16 protein-coding genes are annotated in these 21,012 nt (G+C 62.4%); 11 read left to right on the top strand and 5 right to left on the bottom strand.

What is annotated here, in order from left to right; all coding sequences use genetic code 11:
* Window positions 1–71 precede the first annotated feature (71 nt).
* Complete coding sequence (locus QW845_RS15270; RefSeq protein ID WP_315802383.1) at window positions 72–464, bottom strand: hypothetical protein; 393 nt, start codon at window positions 462–464, stop codon at window positions 72–74.
* Between the two features lie 37 nt (window positions 465–501).
* On the bottom strand, window positions 502–870 hold the full coding sequence (locus QW845_RS15265) for a CapA family protein (protein WP_315802382.1): 369 nt from the start codon (window positions 868–870) through the stop codon (window positions 502–504).
* A 212-nt stretch (window positions 871–1,082) separates the two neighbouring features.
* Between QW845_RS15265 and QW845_RS15260 the strand changes: the two genes are divergently transcribed.
* From QW845_RS15260 to QW845_RS15210, 11 genes are all read left to right on the top strand, one after another.
* Entirely contained in the window at window positions 1,083–2,267 is a 1,185-nt protein-coding gene (locus QW845_RS15260) for a hypothetical protein (protein ID WP_315802381.1), read from the top strand.
* 119 nt (window positions 2,268–2,386) lie between these two features.
* Window positions 2,387–3,556: a hypothetical protein gene (locus QW845_RS15255; protein WP_315802380.1), complete on the top strand. Its 1,170-nt coding sequence runs from the start codon at window positions 2,387–2,389 to the stop codon at window positions 3,554–3,556.
* Window positions 3,553–6,090, top strand: a complete 2,538-nt coding sequence (locus tag QW845_RS15250) for a hypothetical protein (RefSeq protein WP_315802379.1) — start codon at window positions 3,553–3,555, stop codon at window positions 6,088–6,090. The genes QW845_RS15255 and QW845_RS15250 overlap by 4 nt, the downstream gene beginning before the upstream one ends.
* Before the next feature lie 93 nt (window positions 6,091–6,183).
* Window positions 6,184–7,008, top strand: coding sequence for a DsbA family protein (locus QW845_RS15245; RefSeq protein WP_315802378.1), 825 nt, complete (start codon window positions 6,184–6,186; stop codon window positions 7,006–7,008).
* 222 nt (window positions 7,009–7,230) lie between these two features.
* Window positions 7,231–10,071: an AMP-binding protein gene (locus QW845_RS15240; RefSeq protein WP_315802377.1), complete on the top strand. Its 2,841-nt coding sequence runs from the start codon at window positions 7,231–7,233 to the stop codon at window positions 10,069–10,071.
* An 11-nt stretch (window positions 10,072–10,082) separates the two neighbouring features.
* Window positions 10,083–10,529, top strand: a complete 447-nt coding sequence (locus tag QW845_RS15235; protein WP_315802376.1) for a YbhB/YbcL family Raf kinase inhibitor-like protein — start codon at window positions 10,083–10,085, stop codon at window positions 10,527–10,529.
* Window positions 10,530–10,937: 408 nt separating this feature from the next.
* Complete coding sequence (gene acsA, locus QW845_RS15230; RefSeq protein ID WP_315802375.1) at window positions 10,938–12,749, top strand: acetate--CoA ligase; 1,812 nt, start codon at window positions 10,938–10,940, stop codon at window positions 12,747–12,749.
* Window positions 12,746–13,750, top strand: coding sequence for a pyruvate dehydrogenase (acetyl-transferring) E1 component subunit alpha (gene pdhA, locus QW845_RS15225; RefSeq protein WP_315802374.1), 1,005 nt, complete (start codon window positions 12,746–12,748; stop codon window positions 13,748–13,750). The genes acsA and pdhA overlap by 4 nt, the downstream gene beginning before the upstream one ends.
* Window positions 13,751–13,756: 6 nt before the next feature.
* Window positions 13,757–14,764 (top strand): alpha-ketoacid dehydrogenase subunit beta, encoded by a 1,008-nt coding sequence (locus tag QW845_RS15220; RefSeq protein WP_315802373.1) that lies wholly within the window; start codon window positions 13,757–13,759, stop codon window positions 14,762–14,764.
* 8 nt (window positions 14,765–14,772) lie between these two features.
* Complete coding sequence (locus QW845_RS15215; RefSeq protein WP_315802372.1) at window positions 14,773–15,984, top strand: dihydrolipoamide acetyltransferase family protein; 1,212 nt, start codon at window positions 14,773–14,775, stop codon at window positions 15,982–15,984.
* Window positions 15,981–16,262, top strand: coding sequence for an acyl carrier protein (locus tag QW845_RS15210; RefSeq protein WP_315802371.1), 282 nt, complete (start codon window positions 15,981–15,983; stop codon window positions 16,260–16,262). The genes QW845_RS15215 and QW845_RS15210 overlap by 4 nt, the downstream gene beginning before the upstream one ends.
* Before the next feature lie 234 nt (window positions 16,263–16,496).
* Here QW845_RS15210 and QW845_RS15205 read toward each other — a convergent pair whose 3' ends face one another.
* The 3 genes from QW845_RS15205 to QW845_RS15195 all read right to left on the bottom strand — a co-directional run bounded on the left by QW845_RS15205 (window position 16,497) and on the right by QW845_RS15195 (window position 21,012).
* Entirely contained in the window at window positions 16,497–17,468 is a 972-nt protein-coding gene (locus QW845_RS15205; protein WP_315802370.1) for a bifunctional enoyl-CoA hydratase/phosphate acetyltransferase, read from the bottom strand.
* Between the two features lie 388 nt (window positions 17,469–17,856).
* A complete protein-coding gene (locus QW845_RS15200) occupies window positions 17,857–18,381 on the bottom strand; it encodes a dienelactone hydrolase family protein (protein ID WP_315802369.1) in 525 nt (174 codons plus the stop codon).
* 1,986 nt (window positions 18,382–20,367) lie between these two features.
* Window positions 20,368–21,012 (bottom strand): TetR/AcrR family transcriptional regulator, encoded by a 645-nt coding sequence (locus QW845_RS15195; protein ID WP_315802368.1) that lies wholly within the window; start codon window positions 21,010–21,012, stop codon window positions 20,368–20,370.

Genomic DNA, 21,012 nt, shown 5'->3' with positions numbered 1-21,012 from the left:
CCGTATCGCGGAGCGATCTGCTCGGCGCGCTTCGCTGAAATGTCGCAGGCTGCCTATCAGCACGCAGCCATTCAGGCCGCAGTTGGCGCCGCTCTTTCACGCTGCTCGGCCAGACTGCGCTGCAGGGCCTCCGCAAACATTACGACCTTCGCTTGGTACGTAGCCGATGCGACCTCACGTGCCGTGATTGCGAGACATCCGACTGGAGGCTTGCCCGCGAGTTCCTGCATCTGGCCGAAGGCTCTGTCGCTGCCTGCCCCGCCCAGCGTACAAAAGAACGCCACCGCAGGAAGTCTTGACCTGCTTGCCAGCAGGAAGGCGCGGACGGGCGACGAAAGCGACCAGGCCCACACCGGCGTGCCGACAACAACGAGATCATAGCTCGATGGATCCTTGGCTATCGTAGCAATGCGCGATGGGACCTGCCGTCGCGCTTCGATCACCGATCGTACATAATCACGCATCCCTCTCCGGCTTACGGCCTCGACGATCTCTTCGCTGTCACAGCTCAGCGCTGTCCAGGCCGGCGTAGCCCCAGTCGAGCACGTGGTTATTGGCCAGGACACAGCGGTCGATTCCTGCTGCGATGAGGCAGTCCGCGTTCTCTGGGCTCATGCGGTAGTTGATGCCCTTGTGAGCCCCGTCGTTACTGTGGGTCACGGCCGTTTCGAGATTGACGATCCGTGCATCCGGCTGCATGCGCGCGAGTTCGTCCAGGGCGGCGCCCCAGATGTAGGATGGTGCATTGCGCCGCGAAATGGGGCCGCTCGCCTGCTCGGCAAGGACCACATAATCCTCGGCCGACCGCGAGGCCTGCTGCTCAATGAGCTTCCGAGATGCGTCAGATGAAGCTGGACGGGTCGCAGTCATCGTCAGCGCGAAGGCGAAGGATCTTGGAGGGTCGAATTCGGGTCCGCTGCGACGGGCGGTTTCGCCCCGCTGTCTTCGGGGCCACGCGTACAAGGAAAGCTGAAGGCGCCGTCGTCGATGACGTGACGAGCATGCCGCGTCGATTGAGGCATCTCAATTTCAATAGATTGGACTTTGCCTAAGCTGGAGGTATCCGGGCTGGGACGACGACGATGACATTTCCCACGGGCTGGTGGATCCAAGGTGTCGCCATCATGGCGGCAGTCGCGCTGCTCGGCTCCTCTGCGCGCGCAGGATGCAGCTTCGAGGACGTTGCCAACGCGTTCTGCGGAACGCTCAAGGCAACATCGGACTGCAAGTCTGTTTGCGAGGATGACGCATCCTGCGCTGCCGCGGTCGCACTTGAAATAGCTCTTGCGGGGGTCGCCCTCGAAGGATCGGACACCGGAAAAGGACAAGGGCTGGTCGATCAATTCTGCGCGGAAGCCAAAGTGAAGGGAAAGGATATCGTCGGTGCGCTGAACACGATATTCGGCAATGCAATCGCGAAGGAAGTGCTCGGCGATTTGTCAACTGAGCTCGCAGCCGTGGGCTCAGCTGCCAAGGTTGTGCAGTGCGCCTGTGAAACGGAGCAGAGCACGAATTCGATCGGCGCCGATATCGGCGCGTGCATTCAAGATGCGTTGTGCGGGGGGCTGGGGATCGGCTGCAATTGCTCGCGGCCACCGCCTCAGATGGCTTATTGCGGATCGGTCGACGTCAAGCATTGCCAGACGGAAGGTCACTTCGATCAGATGAAGGACCCCGCCTGCGTTCCCTACAGCTCGATTGCGAACTGCAATGACAAGTGGCAGAAGTGCGGCTACGGCGACAATATCCCAACGGTGGAGAGGATTGAGTCGGCGGAGGGAACGCTGGCCGTTCAACTACCTCCCACGCAAGAGGATACGGGCTGTGACCCGGTCATATCTTGCTTTTGTCCCAAGCCGATGGTGCCGGCCTGGCACGAGATCTCCAATCCGAACAGCGACGTGCATCGCTGGCTATTCGCCTGCGATTGTCCATATGAGGCCAACAATCCGGATCATCAAACACACCCAGGCCCGATCCTACCGAGCGGCTTGTCTCAGTGCCTCTGCGACAACACGGGTAAGCCGGCGAACCTGGGTTTTGCGCCGTTCGGCATGTGTCCGCCGCCGGCGTGCCCCGCGGGACAGACGCGTATGGGCCTGACTGGTGCGTGTGTGACACCGTGCTCCGATCCAACCCAGGGCATGGCGTTTGATGGCAGTTGCTGTAATCCCGCGCAGATGACGTCCTGCGGGCAATGTTGTCCGGTGGGCACGATACCTGACCCGAACAGCGGCACCTGTGTGCCGAAGCAGGCGGTGAAATGAGATTGGCGTCGTGACGCCACGGCCGGCACGATCGGCCGTCTATCGATTGACGCATCTCAAATTCAATGGACGCGGGTTCGGTTATCTCTATCGGGCCAAGTCAGTGGCGGGCGATGGTCATGCAACTTCGAGGAAGTTGGTGGTTCCACGGCGCAGCGATCGCCGCCGCAATGCTGCTGTTAGCGTCGCCGGCGCGAGCAGGCTGCAACCCAAGCGACATATTCAATGCTGCCAAACAGACGGTGGGCGGACTGTCGAGTTGCGCGGATGCCTGCGCGGACGGAGCTGGGTGCGCTGCGGCGGCTGCAGCCACCGGGGTCCTCACCGAGGTCGCCGGCGCTGCGGGGCAAGGCGCGGTCAACTCGTTCTGCAGCAAAGTACAGGGAAACCTCACCCAGATCCTCGCCCAACTGCAGTCGGCGGGCGGCTCGAAGATTGGACAGGGCCTGCTCGGGGAGCTCGCCAATGTGCTGTCCGCCGTCGGTTCGCCCGCGAAGGTCATGCAATGCGCCTGCTCAACCGAGCAGGGGGCGGGTTCCCTTGGCTCGGACATCGGGCAATGCATGGAGGACGCGCTGTGCTGGCTTCAGGAAGAGATTGGTCTCGGCGCTTGCGATTGCACGCGACCACCGCCCCGTTTCGCCAATTGCGCTGCCATCGACCTGAAGAAGTGTGAAGGCAAGGATTTCCTCACCAGAATGCATGACCCTGCATGTGTTGCGCCCGGCTCGATCGGCCACTCCATCCCGAGCTGCCAGAGCACGGGGAGCTACATGGAGCCGTGGCAGCCGACATTGGCATGCACGACGACTGCCGAGGGAACACTCATCGAGCAGTTGCCCCCTTCCGCTGAGGGTACAGGTTGCGAAGGAGTGCAGTATTGCTTCTGCCCGTCGCCGATGAAGGCTGACTGGCAGGAAGTCCCCAATCCTGATTCAGGCGATCATCGATACGCCTTCGCGTGCGAGTGCCCGGACGGCACGCATCCCGGCGCCATGATGCCGAGCGGGATCTCGTCATGTCTGTGTGACAACACGAACCAGCCCGCCAACTTGGGCTTTGCGCCGTTCGGCATGTGTCCGCCGCCGGCGTGCCCCACCGGACAGGTTCGCATCGGCGGCATCGGCGACTGCATCACGCCATGCGCCGATCCGAGCCAAGGCATGGCGTTCGATGGGAGTTGCTGCAATCCGGCCCAGATGACCTCCTGCGGGCAATGCTGCCCGCCGGACACCATCCCCGACCCGAAGAGCGGCACCTGCGTTCCGCGACCTGAGCCCCCGAAATGAGGCGACAGAGCATCATGGAATATTGTCGTCATACCTCGTTGGCTATCGCCGCCCGTGCGATGCTGCGCATCGTCATCGTGTCGAGCTTGGCACTCGCGCTCGTCAGCACGGCATCGGCTCAGGCCCCCCGGAGCATCTACGCGCCGGGCCAGGCGGTCGTCACCGGCTTCTCCGGCGGTCTGCGTCCGTTCGAGATCGAGCCCGGCCAGGACCCCGATCTGAACTCCTTCATTAATCCAGACGGACCGTCGCTGCGCGTCGTTGATCTCAGCCGCATGGGCGGGCCGCCGGAAGCACAGGTGGTCGGCGCTCCGAAACCGTTCACGGTGAGCGCGAAGTGGATCGGACAGGTGTTCGGTGTTGCGCTGGACGACCAGTCGCCCCCCAACATCTATGTCGCGGCGACATCGGCCTATGGGCTGCCCATCGTCGCACCCGGATCGGATGGCAAGCCGCAGCACATCAGATCCGGGAGGACCGGTGCAGTCTTCATGCCGGCACAGTGGGGCCCCGGAGGAGGCCCTGGGTCGATCTGGAAGATCAACGGCCTTACCGGCGAGGTGAAGCTATTTGCGAACGTCCTCACTGAGGGAAAGGCGAACTCGGGCGCAGCGCTCGGCGCGCTCGCGTATGATTCTGCCACGAAGTCGCTGTTCGTCGCCGACCGCGAGACCGGCCTGATCCATCGCCTCGACCCGAACGGCGCGGATCTCGGCGTCTACGATCACGGCACCGCCGGCACGGCCGCCGTCGGGCTTGCGCCGATGCCCGCTGCTGGCGGGGCCGGCATTAATCTCGCGAGCCCACAGTTTGATAGCGCCCGCCCCGAGACCTGGGGCTATGCCGCGACGGCACGGCGCGTGTTCGGTCTCGCGATACGCGATCGTCGTCTCTATTACGCTGTCGCCGACGGACTGCGCATCTGGTCGGTCGGCCTCAAGCCGGATGGTTCGTTCGGCTCGGACATCAGGATCGAGGTCGCAGTGCCACCCGCGGCCGGCCCGACCGAAATCTCGCGCATCACCTTCGATGATGCAGGGCGGATGTATCTTGCCGAGCGGCCGGCGCCGACTGGCGCGCAGGATTTCGAGGCGCTGTCGGCGCCATCGATCGGTCGCGCGCTGCGCTATACCATGATCGGCGTCACCGAGGCCCAACAGCCGATCTGGCAGGCCGTGCCGGACGAATATGCGGTGGGCTTCCCCGAGACCTTCCGCAACGACAATGGCGGCGTCGCCATCGGCTACAGCTACGATGAGCGCGGCAACATCAATCCCCGCTCCTGCGGCGGCTTCGTCTGGATCACCGGAGAACAGTTGCGCTACACGACCGACCCCAAGCTCTCCGCAGAGCTTGGTCACACGGACATGCTCGCAATCGACGGCCTGCAGGGAAATCCAGCTTGGCGCATCCGTCGTGGCGATGCGCCGCCGCGGATGAGCTATTTCATCGATTATGCCGATGCGCCGCCCGATCTGTCGGCCCGGGGGCATCTGGGAGACATTGCTATCCTGCGGATCTGCGCGGAGCAGCCGGCGGAGCTGCTCCCGGGCCCGCTCCCGGCCGGCGTGCCGCTGCCACCGCCGAGTTTCCGCGCCTGTCAGACGCATGTGTGCGGTCCCCCGGGTTTCCCGGTCTGTCCGATCAATCAGGTGTGGAGCAAGGGCGCTTGCGCGTCGAACTGCGCGCCGCCTGAAATCCTCCTGGGCGGCAGGTGCTGTTCACCTGCCGACCTCGGACCCGGCGGTGCCTGTTCGAGCGGCTCGATTCCATCGACTGACATTGCCAAACCGATGTGCGGGGTCACCCAGACGGCGATCGGCCCCAAGCAGGAGTGCTGCAACAACGATCACATCTATTCCGGTCCGGGTGGCGTTCAGGCTTGCTGCCTGAGCGCTCTCGTGAATGGCGTTTGCGAGCCCTCCATTCCGAAAATCCCAAACGGAAAGTGCCCGGATTGCTGTTCGCCCGGCTATGTGAAGATCGCGGGCAAATGCTGCCTGAAAAGCCAGGCGACTTCGAAAGGGGTTTGCTGTCCGATCGGACAGACGCCGAGCGCCGACGGGACACAGTGCCAGCCAACGTTCAAGATTCCCAAGATCTCGCTTTGCTGTGCCGCAGGCTACGTCCCGACCGCGGCGGGCAAGTGCTGCGCGACCGCAAACCTGACGACGAGCGGCGAGTGCTGTCCGGCCGCCGTCAATCCGAAGGATCGCTCGCGATGTGTTGCGCCAGCCCAGAAGAAGTCCGTTCCGCAAGAGCCCTGCGCCGCGGGCAAAGTTCGCGACGACGAGGGCGTTTGCGTGGCGCGAAAACCCTCGCCTGTGCCTGTCGTGCCCGGGCCGTCACCGCGACGTCCCTCGATACCCAAGGTTCCAGACAAGCGCGCGCCGTTGAACACAGGCCCGATCACCTGCCCGCCCGGCATGGTTCCCGGGCCACTCGGCAAGCGCTGCTGGCCGGCCGCACGTGGTCGCATTGCGCCGCTTGCGCCTCGCTGGACTGCACCACCGCCGCTCGAGAGAGGTCGCTAGGAGCTTTGTGTGGTGCCGATGATGATGCAGTGCTCGCTTGTCGTGGTGAAGAACACGAGTGGAAGGAACTGAGGGATGATTGGAGTAACTGACATGCCGAAGCTCTCGCGCATTCGTATTCGTGCCATCACAGCAGTCACGCTCGTTGCCGCGGCGATCGCCGTACCCAGGACAGCCCAGGCTGAGTGGCAGCGCGCGGACATCGACCAGGCGATCCAGCAATATCTCGCCGCGCACCCGGAAGCCCTGGGGCCGGCAATCGAGAAATACCTGGCTGATCACCCGGAGGCGGTGCGCACTGCCCTGATGGCGCTGATTGCCAAGCGCAACGCTGTCGCCCAGACCGCGCCCGCGGCTGCGGCGGCCAGCGTCAAGCAGGCGATCAGTGACAACGCCAAGGCGCTGTACAACGCGCCGTTGCAGACGACACTCGGCGCCGCTGACGGCACCAGGACGGTGGTCGAATTTTACGACTTCAACTGCGGCTATTGCCGCAAGGCGCTCGGCGACACCCTTGCGCTGATCGCCGACGAACCGAACGTGCGCATCGTGCTCAAAGAGCTTCCGATTCTCGGGCCGGACTCCGTCGAAGCCGCGAAGGTCGCGATCGCGCTGCAGATGCATCATCCCAGTGCCGGGGAATCCCTGGAGTTTCATCGCCGCCTGCTGGCGAAGAAGGGAAGGGTCGATCGTGCCGCGGCGCTTGAGGTGGCCGCAGATCTCGGCTTCAACGCAGGCGAGATCGAGAAGGATGCGGCGAGCGTCGAGGTGAACGAGGCCCTGCAGCAGAACACGCGCCTTGCCTCGGCGCTCGGCATCAATGGCACGCCGGGTTATGTCGTCGGCGACAGCATAGTCCCCGGGGCGGTCGGGGCCGCAGGGCTGAAGGCACACCTCTCGGCTGTGAAGGAACCATAGCGCGCGAGCGGCCGAGGCTTGGCACCAGCTCCGCCAAGTGCGTTCCGGTGACGTCCCCGCACAGGAACAGACGCACCTGACGCAATGCGTCGGTCATGGTGGCGACGCTGGTTGCGACATGGATGCGGCGGGCAACTGCTGGCGGTTGCCAGTGCCGCATCTGCGCATGGCCGAATTGACATTGCTCAATAGTCGCGTGAGCTATTCGAGCTACCTGATGTCATGGATGATTTTGCGCCAGGCACTCTCGAGCGTCGTCGCGCCTTGATCGCGCTCGTGAAGGATCTCGTCCACGAGCTTCATCCTCAGCGCGGCCGGTTCATGGAGGTCGAGCCTTCGAGTCGCATCGAGCGAGACCTCGGGATCGACAGCCTCGCGCGCACTGAATTGATCCTGCGCATCGAGCGGGCTTTCCACGTTCGCCTTCCGGCGCAGGCGGTCGGCGAGGCAGAAACCGTCGAGGATCTGGTCCGCGCGCTCGAACGGGCCGGCCCGACGCTGGACCGCCCGGTCTCAGTCGGGCGCCCGGTTTCGGCGCTTCCGGCCGTACCGGCCGCAAGCGAGGCGCGCACCTTGATCGAGGTGCTGGACTGGCACGCCACGCGACACGCCGACCGGCTGCATTTGACAGTATTGCAGGACGAGGCGACGACGCTCGGGACGCTCAGCTATGGAGAACTTGCGGCGAAAGCCCGGCAGGTGGCCCGCGGTCTGATCGCGCGAGACATCACGGCAGGAGACCGGATTGGATTGATGCTCCCCACCAGCATCGATTTTTTCGTCGCCTTCTTCGGCATTCTCTACGCCGGCGCGATACCGGTCCCGATCTACCCGCCGATGCGCCTGTCGCAGCTTGAGGACCATCTACGGCGCCAGACCATGATTTTGCGCAATGCCGGCACCCGGATGCTGATCACCATGCCGGAAGGACGGCGATTAGCCGGCCTGCTTCGCAGTCTGGTGCAAAGCCTGGTCAGCGTCGCCAGTGTCGCCGACATCGAAGCCTCCGCGGCGCCGGCGCCGCTACCCCATTTGAAGGATGCGAGTGCAACGGCCCTGATCCAGTATACGTCAGGCAGCACCGGTGACCCGAAAGGCGTGGTGCTCAGCCATGCGAAGCTGCTCGCCAACATCAGAGCGATGGGCACGGTGATGGAAGCCGGTTCCGCCGACGTCTTCGTCAGCTGGCTGCCGCTGTATCACGACATGGGGTTGATCGGCGCGTGGCTCGGCTGCATGCATTATGCAGCACCGCTCTACGTGATGTCGCCGTTGAGTTTTCTGATCCGACCGCAGAGCTGGCTGTGGGCGATGCATCGGTATCACGCAACGTTTTCAGCATCGCCCAATTTCGGTTTCGAGCTATGCCTTGCCAAGATCAGCGATGATGATCTCGAGGGACTCGATCTGGGCTCGCTGCGCATGGTCGCCAACGGCGCCGAACCGGTCAGCGTCCAGACTCTGCGCCAGTTTGCCGAGCGGTTCGGCCGTCACGGCTTTCCCGCAAAGGCGATGGCGCCGGTCTATGGCCTGGCCGAAAACTCCGTCGGCCTGGCTTTTCCGCCGCTCGGCCGCGGGCCGGTCATCGATCGCATCAATCGCGACGAACTGAGTATTCACGGCATCGCGAAGCCGGCACCGCCTGGCGATACAGCGGTCCTGGAGATTCCGGCGTGCGGCCAGCCGCTTCCCGGCCATGAAATCCGCGTGGTTGACGCGACCGGCCGCGAGCTGGGCGAACGGCGGGAAGGACGGATCGAGTTTCGCGGCCCATCGGCGACAAGCGGCTATTTCCGCAACGAGACGAAGACGCGCGAACTGTTCCATGGAGATTGGCTCGACACCGGCGACCGCGGCTACATGGTTGGGGGCGACATCTTCGTGACGGGACGAGTCAAGGACATCATCATACGAGCCGGCAGGCATCTCTATCCCCAAGAGATCGAGCAAGCAGTTGCCAATATCCCGGGCGTGCACAAAGGCGGCGTCGCGGTGTTCGGCGTACCCGATCGCGTCTCGGGGACGGAGCGCGTCGTCGTGCTGGTCGAAACCCGTGAGTCCGACCAACCTCGCCGCCTCGAGTTGCAGGCGCGCGCCCAGGAGGTTGTGACGGACGTCGCAGGCACGCCACCCGACGAGATCGTGTTGGCGCCGCCCCGCACAGTGCCGAAGACATCGAGCGGAAAGATTCGCCGCAGTGCGGCCCGGGAGCTATACCAAAGAGGCGATATCGATACGCACCAGGGCACACTTGGTTTGCAGTTGTTGCGTCTTGCCCTTGCCAGCGCGGCGACTCGGGCCGGTCGGCTTGGCCGACTGCTCTACGAGGACATCTATGCAGCATGGTGGTGGATCATGCTCGGCGGCGCCTTCGCTGCGGGATATCTTGCCGTGCTCATCCTTCCGACGCCGAGATCGCGCTGGTCGGCGCTCAGGCAGATCGGTCGCATTGCGCTCGCAGGGATGGGCGTTCCGCTTGCGATCAAGGGCCTGGAGAAAATCCCTGCGCAAGGGGCGGTACTCGTATTCAACCATTCCAGCTATATGGACGCCTTTGCTCTGGCTGCGACACTCCCCGGGGAGCCAGCGATCGTCGCAAAGCGTGAATTGGCCGAGCAGCTTGTCGCAGGACCAATCCTGCGCCGGCTCGATATTCCCTTCGTCGAACGTTACGACGTCTCGGGCAGCCTGACGGATGCCGCGCGACTGGGTGCGCTAGCCCGCGACCGGCGGCTTCTCGTCTTCTTTCCAGAAGGAACGTTCACCCGCAGGGCCGGGTTGTCCGGCTTCTATCTCGGCGCCTTCAAGACCGCGGCAGAAGCCGATCTTCCCGTTCTGCCGGGCATCATCGCCGGCACACGGACAATGTTGCGCAGCGATCAGTGGTTCCCGCGCAACAGCGCTGTCAGCATCGAGATCGGCGATCCGATCCAGCCCGGCGGCATCGATTTTCAATCCATCATTCGGCTGCGCGACCAAGTGCGACAATGGATGCTCGCTCGTTGCGGCGAGCCGGATCTGGAAGAACTCGTCAAGCCCGAGCCGATGTCCCCCGCAGCCTGAAGGAGAGAGCCATGAAGCTCGTTTCCAGCGCCTTTGCCGACGGAGCGGTCATTCCGCGGCACTTTACCTGTGACGGAGACAACGTTTCGCCTCCTCTACAGTGGTTCGGTGCGCCAGCGGGAACGCGGAGCTTCGTGCTGCTCTGCGACGATCCCGACGCGCCCGCCGGCACTTGGCACCACTGGGCGGCCTACGACATTCCGTTCACGAAGACGGAGCTTGCCGAGGATGCCACGAATGCGATCATCAAGGAAGCGGTCAACGATTTCCACAAGACCGGTTATGGCGGGCCCTGCCCTCCACATGGCCATGGGCCGCATCGTTATCATTTTCGGCTGCTCGCGCTTTCGACCGACCATGTCAGGGCCAAGGCAAACGCGTCCTGCCGGGATGTCGAGCGCGAGGCACGCAAATTTGCGCTCGCGGAAGCGGTTCTTGTCGGCCGCTATGAGAGATAGCGCTGCCAACCTGAGCGCATAGAAACATGACCCATTGTCAATCTGCGGCAAAGCGCGCGTGTCGGGCATCGGCAAGAAGCTCGCGAGACGCGCCCCCATTGATATGACTATGGTGGCGTGATCGCGGCCCTCGAACTGGATCTCCGGCTCGCTCGCCTGGTGTCATCGACAATGACCGTCAGCTCATATGCGCCTCCAAACGCGGGCACCGCACCTGCGTCGTCACTGCAAACCCAACAGGACTCCAATTGCGGCTGGATGAAACTTCGGGGACAGGTCACACGGTGCCAAACCGGCAGACCGCGGGGCTCATTGTTGACGCAGATCAACGAGCGTCCGCGCGCTCGGACCAAATTTTAGCTGGTACAGCGACGCGTCGGGCGCGTTCGCAATGAACCGGAGCCAATCATGACCACCACGGACGCGGCGAACTCCCGCGGCGGGAGTGAAGCTCAGACCGAGCAGCAATGGGAACGAATCCGCAAGCGCCCGCAAGACTACGTCGGCGCAAACCTGATCGATTATGATCAGGCCAGGCGGACCTTCTCATGGGCCGATGCGCGAGCCTTGCTCGACGGGCTTCCCGGCGGCGGTCTCAACATCGCCCATGAGGCCATCGACCGCCATATGAAGGCCGGTCGCGGCGACAAGCTTGCGCTGCGCTGGATCGGCCGCGACGACAGCACTCGCGATTTCACCTATGCCGCGCTCGGCGCCCAGGTGAACCGCTTCGCCAACACCCTGGCCCGGCACGAGATAAGGAAGGGCGACCGGGTCTTCTCGCTGCTCGGGCGGGTGCCGGAACTCTACATCGCAGCCCTCGGCACGTTGAAGAATGGCGGCGTGTTTTCACCCTTGTTCTCGGCGTTCGGACCCGAGCCCATCAAGGCGCGCATGACGATCGGCGGAGCCAAGGCGCTCATCACCACCGAAGCCTTCTATCGCCGCAAGATCGAGCCCTGGCGCAGGGAGCTCGCCAGCCTGGAAAGAGTGTTCCTGACTGAATGCTCGGCCACTTTGCCGCCCGATACGATCGACCTTGCTGCGGCGCTTGCGGAGGCCTCTGAAGTCTTCGAGACGGTGCGGACCCTCCCTGAGGATATGGCGCTGCTCCATTTCACCAGCGGCACGACCGGCACGCCCAAGGGAGCGGTGCATGTGCACGAGGCGGTCATCGCCCACAATGTGACCGGCAAGCTCGTGCTCGACTTTCATCCCGACGATATTTTCTGGTGCACCGCAGACCCGGGATGGGTCACCGGGACTTCTTACGGAATCATTTCGCCACTGACCAATGGCGTGACCATGGTCATCGACCAGGCCGAGTTCGACACCGAGCGCTGGTACCGCATTCTGCAGGATCAGAAAATCACGGTCTGGTACACCGCGCCGACCGCAATCCGCATGTTGATGAAGGCCGGCGCCGAATTTGCCAAGAAGTTCGACCTGTCGACGCTGCGCCTGCTCGCCAGCGTCGGCGAGCCGCTCAATCCGGAAGCCGTGATGTGGGGCATGGAGGCTTTCGGCAAGCCGTTCCACGATAATTGGTGGCAGACCGAGACCGGCGGCATCATGATCACGAATTTTCTGTCGATGGACGTGAAGCCGGGGTCGATGGGCCGACCACTACCCGGCATCGAGGCCGGCATCGTCGAACGATTGGAAGGCGGCGGGCTGCGCGAGATTGCCAAGCCGATGGCCATGGGCGAATTGGCCTTGCATCCGGGCTGGCCGTCGATGATGCGGGGCTACCTGAACGAGGAGGCGCGCTACAAGAAGTGCTTTGCAGGCGGCTGGTATCTCACCGGTGACCTCGCGATGCGCGACAGCGATGGCTATTACTGGTTCGTCGGCCGCGCCGACGACGTCATCAAGAGCTCCGGCCATCTGATCGGACCTTTCGAGGTGGAGAGCACCCTGATGGAGCACAAGGCCGTTGCGGAAGCCGGCGTGATTGGCATCCCGGAGCCCACTGCCGGCGAGGTGGTCAAGGCCTACGTGGCGCTCAACCCGGGCTTTGCGCCGAGCGACGCGCTGCGAAAGGAGCTCCTCGGCCACGCGCGGCAGCGGCTCGGACCGGCGGTCGCGCCAAAGGACATCGCGTTCCGCCAGAACCTGCCGAAGACTCGCAGCGGCAAGATCATGCGGCGCCTCCTCAAGGCCCGCGAACTCGGTCTGCCCGAAGGCGACCTCTCCACTCTCGAAAGCGAGGAACGATGACGGTTGCAGCCACAAAGCCGCATTTGTCGCGCGAGCACATGCTGGGTCTGCTCAAGCACATGATCCGCATCCGCCGCTTCGAGGAGAAATGTGCCGAATTGTACACTCAGGAGAAGATCCGCGGCTTCATGCATCTCTACGACGGCGAGGAAGCGGTCGCTGTCGGAGTGATAACCGCGCTGGAAAAACGCGATCGGATCGTGGCGACATATCGCGAGCACGGGCAGGCCCTGGTGCGCGGCGTGCCGATGACAACCGTGATGGCCGAGATGTACGGCAAGCAGGAAGGCTGCAGCCGCGGACGTGGCGGCTCGATGCACTTGTTCAACGCCGCGACCAATTTCTATGGCGGCAATGCCATTGTCGGTGGCGGCCTGCCGTTGGCGATCGGCCTTGCGCTCGCCTCCCATATGCAGGGCGATGATCTCGTCACGGCATGCTTCTTCGGAGACGGCGCGGTGGCCGAAGGCGAATTCCACGAAAGCCTGAATCTGGCGGAGCTTTGGCAGTTGCCGGTGTTGTTCGTGTGCGAAAACAATCTCTACGCCATGGGAACCGCGCTCGCCCTTTCGGAATCCGAAACTGACATCCAGCGCAAGGCGGCATGCTACCGGATCACTTCGGAAGCCGTCGATGGCATGGATGTGGTGGCGGTCGAGGCGGCGGCCCGCCGCGCGGTCCAGGCGGTGCGCAAAACGCGCATGCCCTATTTTCTGGAATGCCGCACCTATCGGCTGCGCGCGCATTCAATGTTCGATCCCCAGCTCTACCGCGATAAGGCCGAGGTCGAGTCGTGGCGTCCACGGGAGCCGATTGTGCGTTTCCAGGGATGGCTCGAGGCCAATCACATGGTCCATCCGGACGAGGTGTCCCGCATGACGGCCGAGATCGATGCCGAAATCGCTGAAGCAGTCGTTTTTGCTGAGGCCGGGACATGGGAGCCGACCGAGCAACTGAGCCGCTTTGTTTATGCAGACAGAGCGGTCCCCACCGGGATGTGAGGTTTCATGCAGCAGGTGGCACCCAGGACCAATGCAATCGAGATGACCTATCGCGAGGCGGTGCGTGCAGCGCTTCGGGACGCGCTCAGCCGCGACAACCGCGTCTTTCTGATGGGTGAGGACGTCGGTCGCTATGGCGGCTGCTACGCGGTGAGTCACGGACTGCTCGCCGAATTCGGGCCGCAGCGGATTCGCGATACGCCGCTCTCGGAGTCAGGCTTTACCGGCGCCGGCATTGGCGCAGCAATGGCTGGCATGCGGCCGATCGTCGAGCTGATGACGGTCAATTTCAGCCTGCTCGCGCTCGATCAGATCCTCAACAATGCAGCGACGGTGCGCCACATGTCGGGCAATCAGTTCGGCGTGCCGCTTGTGATCCGCATGGCCACCGGTGCCGGCCGCCAGCTGGCAGCCCAACATTCCCACAGCCTTGAAGGCTGGTACGCACATATTCCCGGCATCAAGGTGCTCGCGCCGGCAACCTTGGAAGATGCCCGCGGCATGCTGTGGACCGCCCTACAGGAACCCGACCCGGTGCTGATCTTCGAGAACGTCATGCTCTACAACATGTCGGGCAAGCTCGCGTCCGGTGCCGGAGCCGTCAATATCGACAAGGCTGCCGTGCGCCGCCAGGGCCGCGATATTTCTCTCATCACCTATGGTGGGTCGCTCTGGAAGACGCTCGAGGCTGCGACCGCGCTCGCAACCGATGGCATCGATGCCGAGGTGATCGATCTGCGCAGTCTGCGGCCGCTCGACGACGCCACGATCATGACTTCGGTGGCCAAGACCCGGCGTGCCGTCATCGTCGACGAAGGCTGGCGTTCCGGGAGCTTGGCGGCAGAGATCGGCATGCGCATCGTCGAACAAGCCTTCTGGTCGCTCGACGCGCCGATCGGGCGGGTTTGCAGCGAGGAGGTGCCGATCCCCTACCCTCACCACCTCGAAAACGCGGCACTGCCACAGACAGCGAAGATCGTGACCGCTGCGAAAACGGCGCTCGGCCGGACGTGAGGCGGGCCGTGGCCGAATTCCTCATGCCCTCTCTCGGCGCCGATATGGAAGCCGGCACGCTGGTGGAATGGCTGGTGAAGCCGGGAGACCGGGTCAAACGCGGCGATATTGTTGCGGTGGTCGAGACACAGAAGGGTGCGATCGAGATCGAAACCTTCCTGGCCGGCGAAATCGAAAAATTCCTCGTCAATCTTCACAGCAAGGTGCCAGTCGGAACGCCGCTAGCACTGATCCGTACCGACGGTGAAGAAAGAGCCGCCGTCACAGCACCGGTGCCACCGCCGTTACCTCTGCCAACCGCGCATCCCCCGATTGCGGTGCCCTCCCAACCACCGCCCACGCCGATCGGCGCGCCAATGCCGCCACCGCTTGCGGCTGCTGTCGTGGGACGGCTTCCCGCTTCGCCTGCCGCACGACGGCTCGCCGCAGAACGCGGCGTCGATCTCTCCACCATCACCGGCAGCGGACCGGGCGGAGCAATCGTCTACGTCGACGTGGAGCGACAGTCCGGCGCAACCCCGCCACCAACCGAAAAGAGGCGCGCGGGCTGGCTTGATCTCGCGGCGATGCGGACAGCCATCGCGGCCGCAATGGCCCGGTCGAAGCGGGAGATCCCACACTATTATCTTGAACATCAGATCGACGTCACGCCATGCGAACACTGGCTGGCCGACCAAAACGTGGCGCTTCCGCCCGACAGCCGCCTTTTGATCGGCGCGCTTGCGCTGAAGGCGGTCGCGCTGGCGATTCGTCGCTTTCCAGCCTTCAACGGCTTCTACCGCGACAACAAATTCGAGCCGTCAAAGGCGGTGCATGTCGGGGTTGCCATTGCGATCCGCGGCGGCGGCTTGGCGGCGCCGGCTCTGCATGACGCGGACCGACTGCCGCTCCACGACTTGATGAGCAGCTTACGCGACCTGGTGCAACGAACGCGCTCGGGGCGGATTCGCAGTTCGGAACTGTCAGATCCGACGATCACAGTATCCAGCCTAGGCGAGCGCGGAGTCGAAGCTCTCTATGCCATCATCTATCCACCCCAGGTCGCGATCGTTGGCTTTGGTAAGGTCGTTACGCGTCCCTGGATCATCGATGGCGTGATCGGCCCCCGTTCCGTGGTGACCATGACGCTGGCAGGTGATCATCGCGTGACCGATGGACACGCCGGCGCCTTGTTTCTGGCCGAGATCGGCAGACTTTTGCAGGAGCCTGAAAAGCTATGACCGAGATCGAGATTCGCAAAATCACGCAGGGTGAGCTCAGCGAAATCGTCAAGCAGGAGCTTAACAACATCGCGCCAGAAGTCGATCTGGCAAACATTGATCCAGCAGCTGATTTGCGCGAGACCGTCGATATTGACTCGATAGACTTCCTGAACCTCGTGACCGCCCTGCATCACCGGACGGGCATCGATATTCCGGAGATCGACTATCCCAAACTCGTTACTCTCTCCGGAATGATCGCCTATCTCAGAGCCAAACTGGAATCGGCCAAGGAGTAAGTTGGTTGCGCCCGCGGGAATTGCGAGTTCTGAGCCTTGCCCGGCAACTTCAATCGCCGGCCCCTTGAATCAGGATGCAACGGGCGGCGGCGCGCGCCCCCCGGTCGGAGCGATGCTGGGCTCTGTCGCAAATTCTTCACAGACCATGCTACCAGCGTTCGAGCTGCTCCAACCGCGAGAAAAGCGGACATTGGTGCTGGGCAACCAGACTAAGGACGAGAAGTCCTGTTTCTGCTAGGCAGTCGGCACGCGATAGCGTGCCCACAGCAACGCGATTGCACAAGATCCGAGTCTCGCCAGTGATTTGTCGGCCCGGCTCGTCAGAATGATGGGAACGCGAGCACCGATCACAACGCCCGCAACGTCCGCGCCGGCGAGATATTCGAGTTGCTTTGCCAGCATGTTACCCGCCTCGATGTCGGGCACAACAAAGATATCGGCCCGTCCGGCAACCGGAGAGACGATGCCTTTGCTCGTCGCCGCCTCCCTGGAAACGGCATTATCGAAGGCGAGTGGCCCGTCGATGACGGCTCCAGTGATCTGACCGCGATCCGCCATCTTGCAGAGTGCCGCCGCATCGATCGTGGAGCGAATCTTCTCGGTAACAGTTTCGATTGCCGAGAGAATTGCGACGTGAGGCGACGGATTGCCAAGCGCATGCGCAAGGTCAACTGCGTTTTGCACAATATCCCTTTTGTCGGAGAGATTTGGATAGATGTTGATGGCTGCGTCGGTCACGAAAAGCGGCCGCGGATAGAGCGGGGTGTCGATGACAAATATGTGGCTCATCCTGCGCTCGGTCCGCAGCTTCTCCTCAGCCAGGATCGGCATCATGAATTCATCTGTATGCAGGCTGCCCTTCATCAGCGCTTCCACCCTGCGGTCGCGGGCGAGGGCGGCCGCCTGTACAGCGGCCGCATGGCTGTGCTCAGCCGGAACGAGTTCGTAAGGGGTCAAATCGAGCTTGGCCTGCTCGGCCGCCGCCCGTATCTTCGCCTCGGGCCCGACCATCACGGGCAGAATCAAGCCCGCTCGCGCTGCTTCGATGGCACCGCTGAGAGACAGGGCATCAACTGGATGGACGACGGCCGTGCGGAGGGGCTGCAGGCCTTCCGCTTGCTCAATGATCCTCTGATAGTGACGGCCCTTCGCTTCGGGGCGGACAGACGCGCCTCCTTGCTGGACTGTGATGGTTCCGCTGTCCATAGGATTCATCCGACATGACTCCGCTCGGAGATGCTTGTCATATCCAGCCCCATGGACAGACGGGTGCCATGAGGTAAATCAAAGGTCTGACGACCAGGCAGGCGGCTTGAGAGAAACGTCAATCCAGCCACGGAGGTTGCGAGGCTGGAGCGGATCGGCGATATCCAGCATTGCTTCAAACTGCCTTTCTGCGCAGGGCTGGTCATGACACGTCGCGTGCCTGCATCGTTGTTACTTGGCAGCGAATCGCAGAAGCTTGTCAGGCTTGCGCCCAGCGTCGTGATCGTCGTGCCGTCACGGACTGGCTGTTCACGTTCGGCTGAGGCAGGTCGCATGTGGCCGGAGACGAAAACGATCCATCTCGTCTCCAATCGGCTCTCGAACGGCGCTACGATCCCTTGCGCTCGTTTTCGGTCCCGATACCGGGCGCCGACTTCTCCGAGCCAGCCCCGAGATAATGTTCGAACCAGCGAGCAGCATGCTCAATAACCGCCTCCAGCGCTCCCGGCTCGGGAAACAGGTGGCTGGCACCCGGAATGATTTCCAAGGCCTTCAAACCCTGCAGCCGTGCCAACGCCTCCTCGTTGAGTTCGATCACGCCGACATCCGCTCCTCCCACAACAAGGAGGGTGGGGGCCCGAACTTCATCAAGGAAGTCACCAGCAAGGTCCGGACGGCCGCCCCGCGATACGACAGCCCTCACGCGGCGGGGAAATTTCGCGGCCGCAACGAGTGCAGCCGCAGCTCCAGTGCTGGCCCCAAACAGGCCCAGGGGAAGTCTTGCGAGAGACGGCTGTGCATCCAGCCAGCTGACAACGCCAGCGAGCCGGTCCGCTAGCAGCGAGATATCGAAGACGTTGGCCCGATCATCCTCTTCATCGTCGGTGAGAAGATCGAATAGAAGCGTCGCCATACCCCGGGTGTTCAATGCGTCTGCGACCGCCCGGTTTCGCGGACTCAACCGACTTGAACCACTCCCATGTACGAAGGCGACAATTGCATAGGCATCTCCCGGGACATGCAACACTCCTGCAAGACCAATCGGCGGGATCCGGATGTCGTGGGTGTCACTTCTTACCTGTGCCATCGATAAAGCGGCTCCTCGGTAGAGGCCACAACCTTGTCCTCTCGATAGGCTTCGTTTCTTGACACAGATCAATGAGTGTCCGGTTCTCCGGTGACGATCTTACAATCACCAATTGTCACGGCGAGCGGAAAATGGCGCTCTTCGAGCGAGATTGGGTGTGATCTACGCGAAAGCTTCTATAGCGCGCGTCGGGTCGCTTGACTGGCTTTTCCGCGAATATAAGCAGACGAAGGCGTATCTTGAGAAGGTCTCGAAGCGGTCGTGGCCAAGCTATGAGCACAGCATGCAAGCCGTCTGCGATCTGCGAAACAAAAAAGGTGAGCGCATCGGATCGCTGCCGATCAAGAGTATCACCCCGCGCGCCGCGAATAGCGCGGGCGAAAGTGTCCTCTTTCGGCGCGGCGAAAAACTCGTCGGTCTATGCCGCAAGGCATGGCGCGTAGTTCACCGACTATACCCGGCCGAATTCGCCGTCGGGTGTGAACGTGACGGGCAGACCAAATTTCCTTCCGCATCCGTTGAACGAGCTTCTGCATGCCGGAGAACGAGTAGGGTTTGCTGACAGTCTCGACGCCTGCCGACACGGCGGGATGACCGAGCTTGAGGAAGCCGAACTTACGGAGGGACAGGGGCGCGCCCTGTCGGCACACTGCACAAAGGAAAGTTACGCCGGCTATGCCGAGCGCACAGCTCCGCGCATCCTTGCGGCCACACGCAAACGACGAGCTCACGTCTTGGCGAACACAACGCAAACGGAGTTTCAGAATGCGGTCTCTGGCGAGTTTCAGAACAACAAAATCGTGAAAATGTAAGATACTGACCGGGCAGCAGAAATCTGGCTGGGGCGGGAGGGATCGAACCTCCGAATGGCGGAATCAAAATCAGGCTGATTATTCAATGATCCCAATGCGCGTTTGGAAAAAATGGCCGTATTGGCTACCAAGATTATCAATAGCTTAGCTGGCATTTCCAAATTGGATTTAGCTCAAGGCAGTCGGCTAAACCAACCACAATGGGGCGCTGTTGTCTTACCGGAGGGCGGCTTTGCCGATCTCGCGCGCTAACCGTGCGCCGCAAGCCGCCGCAGTTTTTACCGAGGTCACACATGCACGCGCCTTCAACGTAAACTCTCCGACAAAAGATCAGGGAGGCCCAATCACGGGTAGCGACACTCGCCTGCCGCCACATGAGGTGGCGGCCGGCACCCACCTCCGCACCCTTGGGCCGCTTGGCTGCCATGGATTCCCGCTTCCCTTCACACGGGAGAGGTCCAAGGTTCGATCCCTTGTGCGCCCACCATTAAGTCAAGAATTTCAATAACTAGCCGACCATTTCCCTAACGATGTGCCCCATTTTGCCGGGGCACAATCCGGGCACACGCAAATGTCGGCGATCGTCACGGTCTCGTTGACCCCAGGTCGCCAAAACGCACCTGCTGGACGATCAAGCAGAGGCGCTCCGCACGACGCTAAGCTTGCGATTGGGGCAGCGGGCGCAATGGAGTTGTGGCTGGTCACATCGCCCGCGACGCGAGGTTCTTCATCCTGCCATCTGGCCATAGAGCTCGCAGCCATCGTATCGGTACGAGCAAGCTCGAACAGCGGCGGAAGCCCCCAGCGATCGTCGCCTCGGCAAAGGCGCTAAGGATTTCAAGTCCGTCGCTCCGCTTCGTGAAGCATCGTACCTTCCTCGCGTTTGAGCACAGTCCTGTGGGGTCTTCAGCTCCAGTTGCATGCTCGGCTAGAAACATGGACGATCCCCACGCCCAACTAGAAGGGCCCGCAGCGATGTTCCGCCGCGGGCCCTTGTCAATCACACCTGTCCGTAGCCGCCGCGCATCACTTCGCCTGCGTCGCCCAACGCTTTCAAAATAAACGAAATCTGGGCTATCATGCTCGCTTGGATGTCCGTCTCTCGCCCGGCATGGAGTTCTACAACAGCTGGATAGAAGAAGAACATAAACGCAAACCTGACTTGTTGCGCAGCTTGCGTCGCGTCTTGGACATCGAATTCGCCTGCTTCAACACCTTCGCGTATGATCGCCTCCAAGATCACCAGAATTTGCCGGACGTGCGTCTGAACGACCGGCCAATTCTCCTGAATGGCAATGACGATGAGATCGTGCATCGGCTTTGCCTCGATCAGCATCGTTGTGGTGTGATGGTGAACTGTGGTCAGCAGTTGTGCGAGCTTCTCCGCCGCCCGCATGTCCGTGCGAGCGATTGAAGAGGCAACTTCGATGATTTCGTTCAGCAGATGTCCGCAGATGGATTCCTCGATCGCAACCCGGGACGGGAAGAAGCGGTAGATGTTCGCCGGGCTCATGCCGAGCTCAGCGGCGATGTCCGCCACTGAGGTTCGGTGGTGACCGACGCGGCGAAAGAGGCCCTCTGCCGTTGCCAGAATCCGCGCACGTACGTCGTCGGATTCTTTCCCTGTTCGGATCGAACGATCCAT

Origin of the sequence: Bradyrhizobium sp. SZCCHNS3002, from assembly GCF_032377435.1 — a bacterium.
Classification (GTDB): domain Bacteria; phylum Pseudomonadota; class Alphaproteobacteria; order Rhizobiales; family Xanthobacteraceae; genus Bradyrhizobium.
This window is presented reverse-complemented; position numbering and strand designations above follow the sequence as displayed.